The following is a 17,389-nucleotide window of genomic DNA, read 5'->3' on the forward strand; positions in this document are numbered from 1 at the left end:
AAAGCCTTGGCGGCGGCACCCAGGCGCCAGCGCTCGCAACCAAAGTTGCTTTTTTGCCGGAAAGCCGGCACCTCGAGAGTGCCGGCTTGCCGCGATCCTTGAAGCTAGGCGTCCAGCCAGACGTTCTGGAGATCCATTTCGAAGGTCTGGTGGACGCCGTAGTTCTTCACCTTCTTGTTCGTATGGCTGTAGAGCTTCTGCCAGAACGGCTGGATGATGACGCCGGAGTCCTGCAGGATCTGCTCGACATCCTTCATCACCTCCTTGCGCTTGGCGACGTCGATCAGCGAGAGCGCCTGCTTGAGCTTGGCGTCGAAATCGGGATTGGAATAAGCCGATTCATTCCACGCCTCGCCGGTGCGATAGCCCAGCGCCAGCACCTGGACACCGAGCGGGCGCATGTACCAGATGGTCATCGAATAGGGATATTTCGTCCAGTCGTTCCAGAAGGTCGAGCCCGGCAGCACGGTGCGCTTCACCTTGATACCGGCGTCGCGCAGCTGGCCGGCGATCGCATCGCCGGTGTTCTTCTGCCAGTCGTCCTCGATGGTGATCAGCTCGTGCTCGAAGTCGGCCTGGCCGGCTTCCGCCATCAGCTTCTTGGCGCCCGCGGCATCGCGCTCCTTCTTGGGCAGGGCATAATATTCGGGATGGATCGGGCTGACATGGTGGTTCTCGCCGACCGTGCCCCGGCCATTATAGCCGAGTTGCAGCACCGCGTTGTTGTCGACCGCCATCTGCAGGGCGTTGCGAACGCGCTGGTCGTCATATGGCTTGTGCGTGATGTTGGTGCGGGCAACCAGCGTGGTGGCGGTCGCGACCTCCGATTTCTGCAGCCCCATCTTGTCGAGAATGTCGATGAAGTCGGCGGGCGACTCGAAGTTGACATCGACCTCGCCGGAGTCGAAAGCGTTCACCGTGGCGTTGAAGTCGGTGCCGTAATCGATGAATTCAACCCCGTCGAGCGGCGCCTCGCCACCCCACCACTTGCCGTTCTCGCGGCGCTTGACCACCGCCTTCTGGCCGACGTCGTAAGAGACCAGCTCGAACGCTCCCGTGCCGATCGGCTTCTTGATCGGATCGGCGCCATCGGTATCGAAATTCCGGTGCACGATAAGGGCGGGGTAATCGGTGAAGTTCGGAATGAGCGAAATGTCGGGCTCGCTGAGCTTCAGCTTGACCGTATTGTCGTCGACCTTGGTGATGGCACCGTCCCTGGCCTTGCCGGTCTTGGCATCGATCAGCGCACCGACGCGCGCCGCCATCGAGTTGCCGGCGACGCCCTTCTCGCACCAGCGCGTCACATTGTGCACCACGTCATCGGCATTGAAGGCATCGCCATTGTTCCAGGTGACGCCCTTGCGCACATGCAACGTGTATTCGGTGGCGTCGTCGTTGATGTCCCAGCTTTCGAGCAGCACCGGCTCGAAGGTGAATTGTCTGGTGTAGCGAACCAACGGCTCTAGCCAGCTGCGCGAGATGTTGGCCAGTTCCACCCAGTCGTAAGTACGCGGATCCTTCTGCGCCTTCACCGCCATCGAGACGTGCAGCGTCCCGCCCTTCTTCGGCTCCTCGGCCAGAGCTTGCGTCGGCGCGGCGAGGCCGATCATGCCATAGGCAAACGCCGTCGATGCGCCAAGCGCGCTGGCCAGCGCCAGGAACTCGCGCCGGTCCATGCGACCCGCCCGCGCCTCCGTTGCCATCGCTTCGATAGCCTGCGGCACACGATCGCCATTACTTTTGAAAACCGTCATGTCACTCTCCCCTTGTTGTTCCCGTCAGGTCTTTGTCTGTTGTTTTTCAACTAACGCTGTCGGGCAATTTTTCCTCGCGCCGCGCGATCAAATCCTTGAGACCGTCGGCGATGCCTTCGTCGAGTTTCGGCTCCTCATAATCGGCGAGCATGTTGCGCGCCTTCTCGCGGCCGCGCGTGTCGTGGTCCTTCGCCCCTTCCGCCTTCCATTGTTCGTAGGAGTTGAAGTCCATGATGCTCGGCATGAAGAAAGCCTTCTCGAAATGTTCGAGCGTGTGCTGGGTGCCAAGGAAATGGCCTTGCGGTCCGACCTCGCGGATCGCCGCCATCGCTTCCTTGAAATCGTCGAAAGGCAGGCCGCCCGCGTATTTGTACCAGCCGACGAGCTGTTCGCAGTCGGTGGCGAATTTCGAGTACCCGCAGGTGAGACCTGCTTCCAGCCAGCCGGCCGAATGCCAGATGTAGTTGGCGCCGGCAAGGATGGCGGCATGCATCAACATGTTCGCCTCGTAGCCGGCCTGGGCATCGTTGAGCTTCGAGCCGACATGGAAGCCTGACGTGCGCCACGGCAGTTTGTATTTCCGCGCCAGCGCACCCATCAGATACATCATCTGGGCGGCTTCCGGCGTGCCGCCCATCGGAGCGCCGGTCTTCATGTCGACCGTGACCATGAACTGGCCGTAGATCTGGGGTGAACCCGGACGGATGAGCTGGGTGAAGGCCACGCCGGCAAGCGCCTCGGCGTTGACCTGCGCAACCGCACCGACGGCCGACGCCGAGGTCGAGGCGCCGCAGAGCGCGAAGGGCGCCAGGATCAGCGGCTGATTGTGGCGCGCATACACTCTCATCGCGTCCAGCATGGTGGCGTCCCAGACCAGCGGCGAATTGCAGTTGGTGATTGCAACCAGCACCGGATTGTCGCGGACGAACTCCTCGCCGAACACGACGCCGGCCATCGCCATCGTATCTTCCGCCCGCTCCTTGGACGTCACGATGCCCATGAACGGTTTGTCGGAATATTTCAGCGCCGAATGGATGATGTGCAGGTGCCGCTTGGGCACGGCAATTTCCATCGGCTCGCAGATGATCGAACTCGACGAGTGCAGCGCCGGCGCCATGTAGGCGAGCTTGTGGAAATTGTTGAGGTCGGCAAGCGTACCGTAGCGCCTGTTGTTGTCGAGGTCGCGCACATAGGGCGCGCCATACATCGGCACGAAGATCGAGTTCTTGCCGCCGACGCGCACCGTACGCTCGGGATTGCGCGCGTTGAGCGTGAACTCGGAGGGAACCTTGGAGACGAGTTCCATCAGCAGCGCGCGATCGATGCGGACCCGCGTTTCCCGGACATCGGCACCGGCGGCCTTCCACAAGGCGATGGCCTCGTCGTCGCGGAATTCGCAACCGACCTCTTCCAGGATCGAAAGCGACTCCTCGTGGATCAGTTCCACCGCCTCGTCCGGAACCATCTGGTACACCGGGATCTGACGAACCAGGGTTGGGAACGAGGCGATTGGTGCCCCCCGAAGCGCCTTGCGCCCGAGACGGCCACCGCCACGGCGATGGGTCGGTTCGGTCAATTCAGCGGCGGGTGCGTTCATGAGACCTCCTGGCGTCCGTTCCAGCCAAGTTAGCGAGGTGAAATATGGCTGTGACGCTGGAAAATCCTGATCTCTTGTATAAGCTGTGCTTATGCGAAGCCTGCGCCACCTCCTGCCGTCCGCCGGCAGCCTGATCGTCTTCGAGGCGGCGGGCCGGCTGTCGAGCTTCACCGCCGCCGGGCGCGAGCTCGGCATGACGCAGGCGGCCGTCTCCTATGCGGTGCGCGGACTGGAAGAGCAGCTCGGCGCCAAGCTGTTCCAGCGCCGCCACCGGCAAGTCAGCCTGACGGAAGCCGGCGAGCGGTTCCATGCCGACGTCTCGCTGGGCTTGTCGCATATCCGCAAATCCGCCGAGGATCTGCGCCTGCAGGCGACCGGTGGCCATGTGACGCTTGCCGCCTCGACCGCTTTCGGTTCCTTCTGGATGATGCCGCGCCTGCAGCAGTTCCGCGACGAATTGCCGGGCATCGACCTGCGCATCCAGACCGCCGACCGTGATCTCGACATCATCGCCGAAGGTATCCCGCTGGCTGTGCGCGGCGGCGAGCCCAGGGAATGGCCGGACTACCACTCGCTGCCGCTCGCCGATGAGGAGATCTTCCCCGTCGCCGGCACCGGCTATCTGGCCAAGTTCGGCATGCCGGGGAGCATCGAGGAACTGGCCACGCACCGTCTCATTCACCTCGAGGAGCCCTATCGTGAAGCGGCAAGCTGGGACGAATGGTTCCAGTCGGCCGGCGGCAGCCTGAGCAATACCGCGCGAGGCCTGCGCATCAATGACTATGGCTTGGTAATCCAGGGCGTCATGGAGGGACAAGGCATTGCGCTGGGCTGGCGGCACCTTGCCGAGCGGCTGCTGGCGACGGGCCTGCTGGTGCCGGTGACGAACCACGTGCTCAAGACCGGCAAGGCCTTCTATGTCGTGTGGCCGAAGAACCGCGAGCTCTCGGACAATGCCCGCAAGGTAAGAGACTGGCTGGTCGCGCAGGCGTAAAGTGGCCTCGCACGCAACGACCGAATCCGTGTAAGATCAGATCATGCCCATTCGCCAGCTTTCCGAAACGATGATCAACCAGATCGCCGCCGGCGAAGTCATCGAGCGTCCGGCGAGCGTGGTCAAGGAACTGGTCGAGAACGCGCTCGATGCCGGTGCAAGCAAGGTAGAGGTCGTCACGTCGGGCGGCGGGCTGAACCTTATCCGCGTCACCGACGACGGCTCCGGCATTCCGGAGCAGGAGCTGGCGCTGGCGATCGCGCGTCACTGCACGTCCAAGCTTGCCGAGGACATCCACGACATCCGCTCGCTTGGTTTTCGCGGCGAGGCGTTGCCGTCGATCGGCTCGGTGTCGCGGCTGTCGATCCGCTCGCGCACGGCTTCGGGCGACAGCGCCGCCGAGATCGGCATCGAGGGCGGCCGCGTCCTGCCCATCAGGCCGGCTGCAGCCAATCGCGGCACCACCGTGGAGGTGCGCGACCTGTTCTTCGCCACGCCGGCACGGCTGAAATTCATGAAAGGCGAACGCGCCGAAAGCTCGGCCATCAGCGACATCGTCAAGCGCATCGCCATCGCCTTCCCCACAGTGCGTTTCACGCTGGCCGGATCCGACCGCACGACGCTGGAACTGCCGGCGACCGAGGACAGCGCGGACGGCAGCCTGCGCCGTGTCGCGCAGGTGATGGGCGCCGACTTTCCCGACAATTCCATTGCCATCGACGCGATGCGCGAAGGCGTGCACCTGACCGGCCATGTGTCGATCCCGTCCTTCACCCGCGCCAACGCGCTGCAGCAATACGCCTATGTCAATGGCAGGCCGGTGCGCGACAAGCTGATCGCCGGCGCCATCCGCGGCGCCTTCGCCGATGTCCTGCCGCGCGACCGCCACGCCGTGACCGTGCTGTTCCTGACGCTTGATCCGGCCATCGTCGACGTCAACGTCCATCCGGCCAAGGCCGATGTCCGATTCCGTGATCCGGGCCTCGTGCGCGGCCTGATCGTCGGCGCGATCCGGCAGGCGTTGGCCGATGCCGGCATCCGCTCCGCCACCACGGGTGCCGCCGGCATGATGGCTGCGTTCCGTCCGGGCGCCGCGCCCTATGATCACGGCGGCCCGACAAATGGCCATCGCAGCTACGAAGCAGCCTTCCGCGCGTCCGGTCCCGCGGGTTTCGACCCTTCGCGCTCGCCGCAGCGACCGCTCGACATGCAATTCTCAGGCGCCGGCTTTGAACGCGGCAATGCAAGAACCGCCGGCTTCGGCGAGAGCGACCAGGCGGCGTTCGATGCCGACCCGCTCGCCAGCGCCGATGCGCGTGCCGGGCAGAATGAGGCAACCGAGACGCTGCTCGGCGCGGTGCTGGGTGCGGCGCGCGCCCAGGTGCACGAGAACTACATCGTCGCCCAGACCAGGGATTCGCTCGTCATCGTCGACCAGCACGCGGCCCATGAGCGGCTGGTCTATGAAGCGCTGAAGAACGCCCTGCACTCGCGGCCAGTGCCCTCGCAGATGCTGCTTCTGCCCGAGATCATAGACTTGCCGGAAGAGGACGCCGAGAGGCTCGCCATGCATTCCGAAACGCTCGCCCGCTTCGGCCTCGGCATCGAGCGTTTCGGCCCGGGCGCGGTTGCCGTGCGCGAGACGCCGTCGATGCTGGGCGAGACCAATGTCCAGCAATTGGTGCGCGACCTCGCCGACGAGATCGCCGACAACGACACGGTCGAGACACTCAAAGGTCGGCTGGACAAGATCGCGGCGACCATGGCCTGCCACGGCTCCGTGCGCTCCGGCCGGCTGCTCAAGGCCGAGGAGATGAACGCGCTGCTGCGCCAGATGGAGGCGACGCCGGGCTCAGGCACCTGCAATCATGGCCGGCCGACCTATATCGAGCTCAAGCTGGCGGACATCGAGCGGCTGTTCGGGCGGCGGTGAACCGGCCCTAACGGGCCAGCCCTCATTTCATCTGCTGATATTTCCTTGTCCGTGAATTGAAGACGTAGTCGACCGCGGTTCCGGCGCCGCCGCCTTGAAAATTCACGGAAATGACGTCCTTGCCTCGCTCCACCCATTTCTGGACGTTCATGTAGATGATCGTCTTCAGCATGCCGGCACTGCAAGCGTCGTCATCGGCGAAGGTAATTTCCTGGACAACCTTGCGGCTGCTCTTTTTGATGACCTGCACTTTTTCCATGCAAAGGCCGCCACCGGTATTCGTGTAAATTCCCGAAAACCTGTGGGTGGCTGTCTGCGCCCAGAAGGGGATCTCGACAGTGCCGTCGATCTTTGCCTCGCCGGTGTCATCCAAGCTCGCGATTTTCTTGAGGGTGACGGGATATCTGTCCGTGCCCTTGCTCCAGCTTCCTGTCAAAGCGTTTCCCTTGAGATCGAGGGACAATGGGCACCTTGCGGTGTCGACAGGGGGCGTCGGTCCCTGCACTATTATCCGATAAAGCTCCTTATCGTCTGAAATCTCGCAAAGCACGAACCTGGTGCCGCTGACCGTGCCATACAGCGCAATCGGGATTTGCTTCGCGTCGTAGAAGTAGCTTCCATTGACCTCTGGCGCGCTGCCTAAGCTGTCATCTGTCTGGATGGAGAAATGGATAGGAGACGACCCGAGGAAACCCTCGTAGTTTTCCACGTGGTACCAACCCGCAACGGCTTTTGCGTTGAGCAGCAACAAGCAAATGACCGTTGAGATAAAACGTCTTCCCATCCCAACCCCGCTGCGCTCCGCGACGACAATCCGCCAAGACTGCGTGACAGTTGCCTTGCGTTGCGGCAGCCGTCAACTGGCGATGAAATCCGTCGTTCCTGATCCGAGTCAGGGAAAGACCGCAACCTTTTGAATTAGCGTTTCAAATTCACCACGATAACGCCGCCGAGCGCCAGCGCGCCGCCGAGAATGCCGAGCAGCGTCGGCACCTCGCCCAGCCAGAAGAAGCCGATCAGGGCCGACATCGGCGAGACTAGGTACAAGAAGTTCGAGGCACGCGCCGCCGGCAGGCGCGACAGCGCGGTCGCCCAGGCCGCATAGGCGATCAGGCTCGGCACGATGCCGAGATAAATGACGGCGCCAAGGCCGGCGGTGTTCGCGACGGCGGCCTGCTGGAGAGCAGCGGGCAGGAAGGGCGCCAGGCAGAGCGCGCCGAGCACCATGTTGGACGCCGCGATGGTCAGCGGATTGTGGCGGGCAAACAGCGGCTTCTGGACGATGGTGTTGACGGCCGAGCAGAGTGCCGAACCAAGCACCAGCAGCGCGCCGGCGTTGAAATGCAGGCCATGCCCATCGGCGATGGCGATGATGCCGATGCCGGCGAAGGAAATGACGGTACCGCTCCAGGCCAGGCCTGAGAAGCGCTCGCCAAGCAGGGCCATCGCCATGATGGCGGTGAAGATGGGACTGACATTGATGATGAAGCCGGCTGCTCCGGCCGAGACGGTCTGCTCGCCAAAATTGAGCATCGCCGTGTAGAGGGCGACGAAAATGGCGCCGCCGAAGGCGAAGCGCCAGAAATCGCCGATCCTGGGCAGCGCCGGACGCTTGACGGCGAGGAAGATGGCAGCCGGCACGGCGGCTATGGCAAAGCGCAGGGCGCCAAGCTCCAACGGCTGGAAAGCGGCGAGCCCGGCCCGGATCGCCGGGAAGGCGGAGGCCCAGCCGATCACCGTCAGCGCCACGGCGATGGCGGCCGTGGTGTCCATCCGCTGTGTTGAATTCAACGTGCCTGTCGTTGCGCTCATCTCATTGCCCTCGGATTCTTCAGGTCTCAGTCGCAGAAAACGCCTTTCCAGCTCAATTGACAAACGACCAAATCGAGGGTCACCTGTGAGCATGGATCACAGCTCGAACAGCATGCTGCCGCTGGAGACATTGCGCGCCTTCGACGCGGCGGCCCGCACGGGAAGCTTTTCGGCCGCCGCTGAAAAACTCAACCTCACCCATGGCGCCGTCAGCCGGCAGATCGCCAAGCTCGAGGACTGGCTTGGCCTGAAGGTTTTCGAACGCGGCGCGCGCGGCGTGTCGCTGACCAACGAAGGCAATCGCCTGCATCTCAGGACCACCGAAGCCTTCGCGCTGATATCGGTCAATTCGGATCGGTGGGTGGAGCCGCGCGGCACCGCCGTGGTGCGCCTGGCCTCCATTCCATCGGTGAGCGGCTTGTGGCTGATGCCGCGTATGGCAACGCTGGAAAACGACCCTACCCGCCTGCGCATCGTGCTCGACGTCGACAACCGTCAGGCCGACCTCGCAGACGAAGGCATCGATCTGTCGGTCCGCTGCGGTCGCGGCCGCGTCCCGGGCCGTGTCTCGGTGCAACTGTTCGAAGAACTTCTCTTCCCGATCGCCTCGCCGGGCCTCGCACGAGAGATCGGCGGTGGCGACCCGGCCCGGTTGCTCAAATTCCCGCTGATCAACGATTCCGACGCTTCGGGCTGGCGCGCCTGGTTCGCCGCGCAGGACATGGATTACCGGCCGCGCCCGCAAGACCGCCGCTTCGAGGACTACAATCTGGTGCTCGATGCCGCAGCCCATGGTCTCGGCATCGCGCTGGCGCGGCCACCGCTCACCGAGCACCAGATAGAATCGGGGCGCCTCGTCGCCGTCGACGATCGCACCGCGCTCAATCCCGTTTCCTACTGGCTGGATCGTCCGGTCGGCCGACCGCGCGCGGCCGCCGCCGATCTCGCCAGGCGCATTGCCGAACAGGCCGGGCTTGCTTCGGCAAGGCTGGAAGCTTTCCTGCAGGATGACGATTAGGCTGCGACGCGTCTCGGAGACAATGCGCGACGGTCGCGGTCGGAAATCGCGCGATGCCTCTCAACGAAACAGAAAAAGCACAATCATGGTGGTCGCGGCCGAGACGATGGCCGTCACGATCGATATCGTCCACAGCGACGACGGAGCTGGCTCGGATCGCGGAGCATGGCCCGCGGGACGGATGGAGGCACCGCGCGGTTGCGGCGCGTTGGCGTTGGCCGCGACCAGCACCGCGGCGGAAGCGACAGCAGGCGAAAATGTGGACGGGGCCGGGGCCGCTGCCAGTTTGGGTGTGCTGTCAGTCGCCATCGTCTGCTGCGGGGCGAAGCCGCGCCAATCCTGATCGGTGTCCGTCCCTGCCCCACGCGTCGACGTTCCTGCCGGTGCATGGTGGGTGGCGGCGTCAGGTTCCATGACGGCCCGGTAAGCATCCTCGATTTCGGAGGATGACAGGCGTTGCGAGGTCTGAGCGGCCGGTCGCGGCAGCGAGCCTTGCAGCGCCTGGGCGGCGAACTGCGCCGATTGCACCATCGCGGGCGCCGGCGGCTGGACGAGCGCCTTGACCAGCGCCGCGGTCGCCGGGTCGGCCTTGAGGGAAGGCACCGGTTGGGGCGTGAGTGCTTCTTTCAGCAAAGACGGCATGCTTGCATTGGCGATGTCCATGGCGCTTCCTGACAACCATTGTGCCAAAGGGCAATATTACATGAGCATTGCGCCAAGCTTGACCTTGCCCACGATTTATGGCGATTGAATCCCCGATGAACTCAAGTACCACCGCATGATGAACCGTTTCGAAGGCCCGGGCGGCAAGGAAGCCCGCATCCGCTATCTCGATGGCGATTTCCAGGTCACCAGCCCCGGCTCGTTCGTGCGCTGCGCCGTGACGGGCGAAAACATCCCACTGGACGAGCTGAAATACTGGAGCGTTGCCAGGCAGGAGCCCTACGTGAACGCGAGCGCATCGCTGCGCCGCGAAATCGAGGTGCATCCGGAACTGCGCAAGCGGGGTTAGCCTCTCAGCTTACGCTGGCGCCAGGCATCGAGCGTTTCCTCGATGATGCGTTCGGGAACGTGATCAAGCTCGAAAATCGTGTCGATTTCCAGCACGTCGAGACGGTCGAGAAAATCCTGCGGGGCGCCATGGCGCAACCGGGCGGCGTCCTTGGCGGTGGTGATCAGGCCAAGGCCTTCGGCCCGCGCCGTCGCGGCCAGTTCGGCGAGCTCGTCCTCGGCGTAAAAGTGATGGTCCGGAAAGGGCCTGGACAGGATCACTTCGCCGCCGGCCTCGCGCACCGTGTCGAAGAACTTTTCGGGATGACCGATGCCGGCAAAGGCCAGAAACCGCTTTCCGGCAAGCCCCGCCTTGCTGCTCGGCTCCGTGTGGGCCTCGAAGATCGGCCGGCCGGCACGCGCTGCCCGGCGGACCACGGCATCGGCGGCGGTGCCCTCGCCCATCTTCAGCAGCCCGCTGGTGAAGACCAGCTGGTCGACGATTTTGGCCCTGAGCGGACCGCCCGGGATGACGCGGCCATTGCCGATCCCATAACGGGCATCGACCACGACCAGCGCATAATCGATGTGGATGCGCGCGCTCTGGAAGCCGTCGTCCATGATCAGGAAATCACAGCCGTGCTTTTCCAGCAGCAGCCGGGCGCCGGCGGCACGGTTCGGCGTCACTGCAACCGGGGCATGTTCGGCCAACAGAAGCGGCTCGTCGCCGACGTGCTTGGCGCTGTCATGACGGATATCGACGACATGCGGTTCGGCGAAGGAACCGCCATGGCCGCGCGACAGGAAACCCGGTTTCAGCCGCATGCGCTTGGCCTGTTGGGCGAGCGCGATCGCCACCGGCGTCTTGCCGGTGCCGCCAACGGTGAAATTGCCGACGCACAGAACCGGCGCCTGGATCTTCTCGCGTCGGGCCCGCCGCATGCCGCGACCGGCGACCAGCGCATAGACAGCCGACAGCGGCGATAGCGCCAGGACTTTCCAGTCCGGCTCTTCCCACCAGAATGGTGGTGCCTCCGAGGCCACGCTAACGCCCGTTCGCGCCCTTCAGGCGCGCCTTGACCACCAGCGGCTGGATATAGGGTTCGAGCGATTTGAGTGTGCGTGCCAGTGCGCCGCGCATCTCATCGACAGTCGCGATTCCCGCCGCCATCATCTCGTGGCGAGCCACTTCGTTGGTCAGGAGGAAATTGACGGCGCCAGCCAGCATGTCGCGATCGCGCACCAGCTTGGCGCCGCCGCTGTCGAGCAGGCGTTGATAGGCCTCGCGAAAATTCTGCACGTTGCGACCGGCGAGAACCGCCGTGTCGAGCATGGCCGGCTCGAGCGGGTTCTGGCCGCCTTCGGAGGTCAGCGAACGGCCGACGAAAGCGATTTCGGTCAGGCGGAGATAAAGCCCCATTTCGCCGATCGTATCGCCAAGCAGGATATCGGTGTCGGGACCGATACGGTCACCCTTGCTGCGCCGCGCGACCTTCAGTCCCATGCCGGAAATCTGCGCGGCAAGGGCTTCGGCCCGATCGGGATGGCGCGGGACGACGATTGTCAAAAGGCCGTGGTGACGCTTGTGCAGCGTCGCGTGGACTTCCGCGGCGACCACTTCCTCGCCATCATGGGTCGAGATCGCCGCCCAGGTCGGCCGACCGCCGATCTGCCGCTGCAAAGTGGCAAGCGCCCGTTGGTCGACCGGCGGCGGGTTGGTGTCGACCTTGAGATTGCCCGACACCGTGACCGGCCGGGCGCCGAGCGCGCGAAAACGCTCGCCGTCGACGTCGGATTGCGCAACGACATGGGCCAGATTCTCGAACAGCGCCTCGGCGATGTTGGCCCGCTTCTTCCACGAGGTGAACGAGCGATCGGAAAGCCGGCCATTGACCAGCACCTGCGGCACGTGGCGCGCACCGAGTTCGAGGATGGTCATCGGCCAGATCTCGGATTCGGCGATGATTGCCAGATCAGGTTTCCAGTGATCGAGGAAGCGGCTGACCGCCGGCTTCAGATCGAGCGGCACATATTGGTGGATGATGCGGTCGCCGAGCCGCTCGTCCACGACCTGGGCGGAGGTCACCGTGCCGGTCGTCAGCACGATGTTGACGCCATAGTCGAGGATGCTTTCGACCAGCGGCACGACGGCCAAGGTCTCGCCGACGCTCGCGGCATGGATCCAGATCACCGGCCCCTCGGGGCGCGGGCGGCCGGCGACGCCATAGCGCTCGCGCCTTCGGTTGCGGTCTTCCTTGCCGCGCGAGGTGCGCCAGGCGACGTAAGGCCCGACCAGGGGATAGGCGGCCGCGCCGGCAAAACGGTATGCCGACAGCATGGTACGTGCCCAGCGGCCGCTCACCGCGGACCATCCACGAGACGGTAGGCCTCGGCGGTCGCGGCGTTGAGGGCGGCCGTCACTTCCTGGCGCTTGCGCTCCATTTCGGCATCGTCGGCATCCGCCGCCACAAAGATCGGCGTGCCGATGGTCACGGCGGAGCGGCCGAAGGGCAGGTTGATGGTGGTTTTGTCCCAGCTCTTTTCCAGCACCTTGCGGCGGCTGGTGGCGATGGCGACGGGCAGCAGCGGCCGGCCGGAGAGGCGAGCCAAAAGAACGATACCGAGCCCTGCATCGCGAGGGGTACCGTGGGGAATGTCTGCGATCATGGCGACGTTCTTGCCTGCGGTGAGCGACTTTTTGAGGGCGATGAGGGCCTTGGCCCCGCCCTTGTCGAGATGCCTGGCATTCTCGCGCCCGCCCGAACCGCGCACCGCCTCGATGCCGAATTTCTCCAGCATCAGGGCGTTGAGTTCAGCATCGGCGCTGCGCGACACCATGGCGACCAGCGGCTTGCGCTTGGGGTAAAAGGCCGGCGTCAAAAGATGCTGGCCATGCCACAAAGCAATGATCCCCGGCTCGAACTCGGCATAGGCGCCGCCCGCAAAGCGGGCCGATCCGGCGACCAGGGGGCTGGTCAGGCGAACCAGCCGCACGAACTGTGCGAGCAGGCTGGCAATAGCGTTCTTGACGAATCGGGATTGCGCGAGCGGCTCGCGAATCCTGCGCCAGAAGGCCTTGGTCGTGCGGCTGCCGCCCCTGCCCGTGGGCGCGGCCTCGCTGGCTGGCTCTTTCGCCAGATCACGCTCCATCGAAGTCAACCGGCGGCCTTGCTATCGGGATCCAGCAGACGGTGCAGATGAACGACGAAATAACGCATATGGGCATTGTCCACGCTGGCTTGTGCCTTGGCTTTCCACGCGGTGTGCGCGGATTGATAGTCGGGATAGACACCAACGATGTCGAGCGCGTCGAGATCGCGGAACTCGGTGCCGCCAAGCTTCTTGAGTTCGCCGCCGAACACCAGATGCAAAAGCTGTTTCTTTCCGTCTTCCGCGGCCATGTCGGTCCTTCACATATCGTGAGTTTGTCACAGGTCTAGACCAAAGCCGCCGACTTTGGAACCTTCGAAAATGCTTTCAGCCATCCAGCCCGGCGATGACATCGACAAGCACCGCCAGCAGGTCCCCGCTGCCGGCGGCGAGCGCGCCGTGACGGATCACCTCGCCGGCATAGAGCGGCGCCCGGCCATTCGGGTCGAGCAGCTGGCCGCCCGCTTCGCGCAGGATGAGATCGGCGGCGGCGATGTCCCAATCATGCGCGTTCGGCTTGACGAACGTTGCGTCGAGCGTCCCGTTGGCGATCATCGCCAGGCGGTAGGCGAGCGAGGGGATGTAGGGTGCCCGCTGCAGCCGCTTCTGCCAGCCGGCAGGCACCATGTCGATCAACTGCTTCAACCCTGAAATTTCAGCCTTGTCCTCAGGCTTGCGTACCGCGATGCGCTTGTCGTTGCGGAAGGCGCCCTGGCCGGGTAGCGCCCAGTAGGTCTCATCCATGGCCGGACATTCGAGCACGCCGGCGAGCGTGCGGCCAAGCTCAACGACGGCAACGCTGACGCACCATGTGGGCAGGCCTTCGAGGAAGCCGCGCGTGCCGTCGATCGGGTCGACAACGAAGGTGCGGCGCGCCGAAAGCCGTGCCGGATCGTCGGTCGTCTCTTCCGACAGCCAGCCATAATCCGGCCGTGCCGCAAGCAGCGTCTGGCGCAGGTACGCATCGGCGGCATGATCGGCTTCGCTGACCGGCGAGGTACCACCCTTCATCCAGACCTGCGGATTGTTGCCGAAGTAGCGCATGGCGATAAGACCGGCCTCGCGGGCGGCGTCGCGCAGCAGCGGCAGATCCTGATCGGCAGCGGCAGTGGTCAGGTCATGCTCCGGCAAGGGTCATGCCTTCGATCAGGAGCGTCGGGGCGGCAGTACCGAAATTCCGGTCGAGGTCATTCGCCGGCACCATGTTGAGGAACATCGTCTTCAGGTTCGAGGCGATGGTGACTTCGGCGACCGGATAGGCAAGCGCGCCATTTTCGATCCAGAAGCCGGAGGCGCCGCGGCTGTATTCGCCGGTGAGCATGTCGACACCCTGGCCAAACACTTCGGTGACGTAGAAGCCGGTCTTGAGCGAGCCGATCAGGTCTTCCGGCGAGCGCTCACCCGCCTCGATGGCAAGGTTCGTCGACGACGGCGAGACGGAGGAACCGCCGCGTGCGCCGCGACCGTTGGTGACGAGGCCGAGCTCCCGGGCCGCCGACGTCGACAGGAACCAGTGGTTGAGGACACCCTTTTCAATCATCAGGAGCTTCTCGCCCTCGACGCCTTCGCCATCGAATGGGCGCGAGGCCTGGCCACGGCGCCGCAGCGGGTCATCGGTGACGGTGATGGCGGCAGCGGCCACCTGCTTGCCCATCATGTCGCGCAGGAACGAGGTCTTGCGGGCGACGGAAGCGCCGTTGATGGCGCCGGCGATATGGCCGGCAATGCCGCGCGCGACGCGCGGGTCGAACACCACGTCGACCGGTCCGGTCGCCGCCTTGCGCGCGCCAAGGCGGCGCACCGCCCGTTCACCGGCCTTGCGGCCGATGTCCTCGGGTGAGTCGAGATCGGCAAAATGCTGGCGCGAGGAGAATTCATAGTCGCGCTCCATGCCGGTGCCCTCGCCGGCGATCACGCTGGCCGAGCGCGCAAAGCGCGAGCCGACATAGTGGCCGAGAAAACCGTGCGAGGTGGCCAGAACCAGCCCGCCAAGCCCGGCGCTGGCATTGCTGCCGGACGAATTGGTCACGCCCTTGACGGCGAGAGCCGCCGCTTCGGCCGCAAGCGCGGCTTCCTTCAACTGGTCGGCCGATACTTCGGTCGCGTCGAACAGGTCCAGATCGCGCGTCTGCCCGGCGAGCAGCGCAGGGTCGGCAAGACCCTGGTAGGGATCCTCGGGAGACACCTTGGCCATGGCGACGGCACGCTCGGCAAGCGCCTTCGGATCGGACGCGGCGGTCGCCGATACGCTGGCCACACGCTGGCCGACGAAGACCCGCAGCGAAACATCGTCGCCCTCGGAAGCCTCGGTGTTTTCGACCTTGCCAAGCCGCACCGAGACGCCGGTCGAGCGGCCACGCACCGCGACGGCGTCCGCGGCATCGGCGCCGGCGCGTTTGGCGGCCTCGACTAGGGCCGCGACGCGGTCCGTCAATTTCGCCGCGTCCAGCTTGTCGGTCATGCACTTGATCCTGTTTCTTCAGCCTGTCCGGAAGGCAGTTGCTGCCGCACCATCTATTGTTCCAATGCCGCTTGTGCAATGGCAGAAGGGCAATCAGGATGTCGCGACCAAACCGGCATCGAAGCGCCCGCAAAGAGCGGACGTCGCGGTTTTTGCCTATCTGGAGCCTTCGCCATGACGCCTTTCCATCTTGCCTTTCCGGTTCGTGATCTCGATGAAACCCGAACTTTCTATGGCGAGGTGCTGGGCTGCGCGATCGGCCGCTCGTCGGCGACCTGGGTCGATTTCGACCTTTACGGCCACCAGATGTCGGCGCATCTGCGCCCCGCGCAAGCCGCCAGTGACGGCAAGGTCGACGGTATCACCGTACCGATCCCGCATTTTGGCGCTGTGCTCTTGATGGACGACTGGCAGCGCCTTGCCACTCGGCTGGAAGCGCGCGACGACATAGACTGGCTGGAGCGGCCAATGGTGCGTTTCAAGGGCGAGCCCGGCGAACAGGCGACATTGTTTATCCGCGACCCCTCGGGCAACGCCCTGGAATTCAAGGGCTTTCGCTCGATCGAGCAGGTTTTCGCGCATTGAAGTCAGAGGGGCAGCAGCCTGTCGTTCAAGATGCCGCGACCGGCGTCCAGATCACGTCCTCGATCTTGTGCGCGCCGGTCGCCAGCATCACCAGGCGGTCGAAGCCGAGCGCGACGCCGCTGGCCTGCGGCATGATGGCAAGGGCGGCGAGAAAATCCTCGTCCAGCGGGTAGCGCTCACCATAGACGCGCTCTTTCTCGTCCATCTCGATGATGAAGCGCCGGCGCTGCTCGGCTGCGTCGGTCAACTCGCCAAAGCCGTTGGCGAGCTCGACGCCGCAGCAATAGAGCTCGAAACGTTCGGCGACGCGTGGATCTCCGGGGCCCGGCCGGGCGAGTGCCGCCTCGGCGACCGGATATTCGCACAGGATGGTCGCCCGCCCCTGCCCGAGAAGCGGCTCGATCTTTTCCACCATCACGCGGCTGAACAAATCCGCCCAGCTGTCGTCGGGCGCGGTGCGCAAGCCGGCCTGGATCAGTGCGGCATGAAGCGCGTCCCGGTCCGTGCCGCCATCGACGGCGACCGTGGCCAGCAGATCGATGCCGGCATGGCGGCTGAAGGCATCCGCCACGGTCAACCGCTCCGGTTCGGCAAACGGATCGCAGTCGCGGCCCCGGAAAGAAAAGCGCGCGGCTCCTGCCCTCGTCGCGGCCAACGCCAGCAGCGCTGCGCAATCGCGCATCAGGCTCTCATAGGTCTCGCCCACCCGGTACCATTCGAGCATGGTGAATTCGGAATGATGCAAGGGGCCGCGCTCACGATTGCGGTAGACCGGACCCAGGCTGAAAATGCGCTGTTCGCCCGCGGCGAGCAGCTTCTTGCAGGCGAATTCCGGCGAGGTGTGGAGATAAAGCGGCGAGCGGATGCCATCCGATCCGACCGCTTCCGTGGCGAAAGCCGCCAGATGCGCCTCGTTGCCGGGCGAGACCTGCAGCGCGGCTGTCTCCACCTCGATGAAGTCGTTGCGGGCGAACCAGTCGCGCAAGGCAGCCGTCAGCCCGTTGCGCAGCATCAGGCGCGGACGGCGGTCGGCATGGACATGCGGCGTCCACCAGGGCGACGCGGCGGTCATGAGCGGATTGAAGGCATGCAGGT

General features: G+C 64.6%; 17 protein-coding genes. 5 read left to right on the forward strand and 12 right to left on the reverse strand.

The genetic code is table 11. The features are described 5' to 3' along the window. Positions 1–104 precede the first annotated feature (104 nt). A complete protein-coding gene (locus tag M653_RS0109800; RefSeq protein WP_027143193.1) occupies positions 105–1,754 on the reverse strand; it encodes an ABC transporter substrate-binding protein in 1,650 nt (549 codons plus the stop codon). Between the two features lie 46 nt (positions 1,755–1,800). Continuing rightward, positions 1,801–3,351, reverse strand: a complete 1,551-nt coding sequence (locus M653_RS0109805; protein WP_027143194.1) for a trimethylamine methyltransferase family protein — start codon at positions 3,349–3,351, stop codon at positions 1,801–1,803. Between the two features lie 91 nt (positions 3,352–3,442). Between M653_RS0109805 and M653_RS0109810 the strand changes: the two genes are divergently transcribed. Both M653_RS0109810 and mutL read left to right on the forward strand, forming a co-directional pair. Beyond that, entirely contained in the window at positions 3,443–4,345 is a 903-nt protein-coding gene (locus M653_RS0109810) for a LysR substrate-binding domain-containing protein (protein ID WP_027143195.1), read from the forward strand. Positions 4,346–4,388: 43 nt separating this feature from the next. After that, positions 4,389–6,278 carry a DNA mismatch repair endonuclease MutL gene (mutL, locus tag M653_RS0109815; protein WP_027143196.1) on the forward strand — a complete coding sequence of 630 codons (1,890 nt, stop codon included), beginning with the start codon at positions 4,389–4,391 and terminating at the stop codon, positions 6,276–6,278. A gap of 22 nt (positions 6,279–6,300) precedes the next feature. Here the strand turns inward: mutL and M653_RS0109820 are convergent, their stop codons facing one another. Both M653_RS0109820 and M653_RS0109825 read right to left on the reverse strand, forming a co-directional pair. After that, the gene (locus tag M653_RS0109820; RefSeq protein WP_156938177.1) at positions 6,301–7,029 is read right to left on the reverse strand and encodes a hypothetical protein; all 729 of its coding nucleotides are present in this window, start codon (positions 7,027–7,029) and stop codon (positions 6,301–6,303) included. 167 nt (positions 7,030–7,196) lie between these two features. Next, positions 7,197–8,090, reverse strand: a complete 894-nt coding sequence (locus M653_RS0109825; RefSeq protein WP_027143198.1) for a DMT family transporter — start codon at positions 8,088–8,090, stop codon at positions 7,197–7,199. Positions 8,091–8,181: 91 nt separating this feature from the next. Here M653_RS0109825 and M653_RS0109830 point away from each other — a divergent pair, with 91 nt between their 5' ends. Then, positions 8,182–9,108 carry a LysR substrate-binding domain-containing protein gene (locus M653_RS0109830; protein ID WP_027143199.1) on the forward strand — a complete coding sequence of 309 codons (927 nt, stop codon included), beginning with the start codon at positions 8,182–8,184 and terminating at the stop codon, positions 9,106–9,108. A gap of 60 nt (positions 9,109–9,168) precedes the next feature. On the opposite strand, the gene M653_RS1000000134940 is transcribed toward M653_RS0109830, so the two are convergent. Then, the gene (locus M653_RS1000000134940) at positions 9,169–9,771 is read right to left on the reverse strand and encodes a hypothetical protein (RefSeq protein WP_051442641.1); all 603 of its coding nucleotides are present in this window, start codon (positions 9,769–9,771) and stop codon (positions 9,169–9,171) included. A 115-nt stretch (positions 9,772–9,886) separates the two neighbouring features. Between M653_RS1000000134940 and M653_RS0109840 the strand changes: the two genes are divergently transcribed. Continuing rightward, the gene (locus M653_RS0109840; RefSeq protein ID WP_027143200.1) at positions 9,887–10,120 is read left to right on the forward strand and encodes a DUF2093 domain-containing protein; all 234 of its coding nucleotides are present in this window, start codon (positions 9,887–9,889) and stop codon (positions 10,118–10,120) included. Here the strand turns inward: M653_RS0109840 and lpxK are convergent. From lpxK to M653_RS0109870, 6 genes are all read right to left on the reverse strand, one after another. Then, positions 10,117–11,142 carry a tetraacyldisaccharide 4'-kinase gene (gene lpxK, locus M653_RS0109845; RefSeq protein ID WP_027143201.1) on the reverse strand — a complete coding sequence of 342 codons (1,026 nt, stop codon included), beginning with the start codon at positions 11,140–11,142 and terminating at the stop codon, positions 10,117–10,119. The two genes, M653_RS0109840 and lpxK, sit on opposite strands and share 4 nt — an antisense overlap. A gap of 1 nt (position 11,143) precedes the next feature. Next, positions 11,144–12,460 (reverse strand): lipid IV(A) 3-deoxy-D-manno-octulosonic acid transferase, encoded by a 1,317-nt coding sequence (gene waaA, locus M653_RS0109850; RefSeq protein WP_027143202.1) that lies wholly within the window; start codon positions 12,458–12,460, stop codon positions 11,144–11,146. Beyond that, entirely contained in the window at positions 12,457–13,248 is a 792-nt protein-coding gene (locus M653_RS0109855) for a lysophospholipid acyltransferase family protein (RefSeq protein ID WP_027143203.1), read from the reverse strand. Before M653_RS0109855 ends, waaA begins: the two co-directional genes overlap by 4 nt. A 5-nt stretch (positions 13,249–13,253) precedes the next feature. Beyond that, positions 13,254–13,499 (reverse strand): DUF4170 domain-containing protein, encoded by a 246-nt coding sequence (locus M653_RS0109860; protein ID WP_015318348.1) that lies wholly within the window; start codon positions 13,497–13,499, stop codon positions 13,254–13,256. Between the two features lie 76 nt (positions 13,500–13,575). Next, positions 13,576–14,379 (reverse strand): 3'(2'),5'-bisphosphate nucleotidase CysQ, encoded by an 804-nt coding sequence (locus M653_RS0109865; protein ID WP_027143204.1) that lies wholly within the window; start codon positions 14,377–14,379, stop codon positions 13,576–13,578. Continuing rightward, positions 14,366–15,709: a TldD/PmbA family protein gene (locus M653_RS0109870; RefSeq protein ID WP_027143205.1), complete on the reverse strand. Its 1,344-nt coding sequence runs from the start codon at positions 15,707–15,709 to the stop codon at positions 14,366–14,368. Before M653_RS0109870 ends, M653_RS0109865 begins: the two co-directional genes overlap by 14 nt. A gap of 174 nt (positions 15,710–15,883) precedes the next feature. Between M653_RS0109870 and M653_RS0109880 the strand changes: the two genes are divergently transcribed. Further along, entirely contained in the window at positions 15,884–16,294 is a 411-nt protein-coding gene (locus M653_RS0109880) for a VOC family protein (RefSeq protein ID WP_027143206.1), read from the forward strand. Positions 16,295–16,319: 25 nt separating this feature from the next. On the opposite strand, the gene epmA is transcribed toward M653_RS0109880, so the two are convergent. Beyond that, the gene (epmA, locus tag M653_RS0109885; RefSeq protein WP_027143207.1) at positions 16,320–17,366 is read right to left on the reverse strand and encodes an EF-P lysine aminoacylase EpmA; all 1,047 of its coding nucleotides are present in this window, start codon (positions 17,364–17,366) and stop codon (positions 16,320–16,322) included. Positions 17,367–17,389 lie beyond the last annotated feature (23 nt).

Origin of the sequence: Mesorhizobium sp. WSM3626 (genome assembly GCF_000513935.1) — a bacterium.
Classification (GTDB): Bacteria; Pseudomonadota; Alphaproteobacteria; order Rhizobiales; family Rhizobiaceae; genus Mesorhizobium; species Mesorhizobium salmacidum.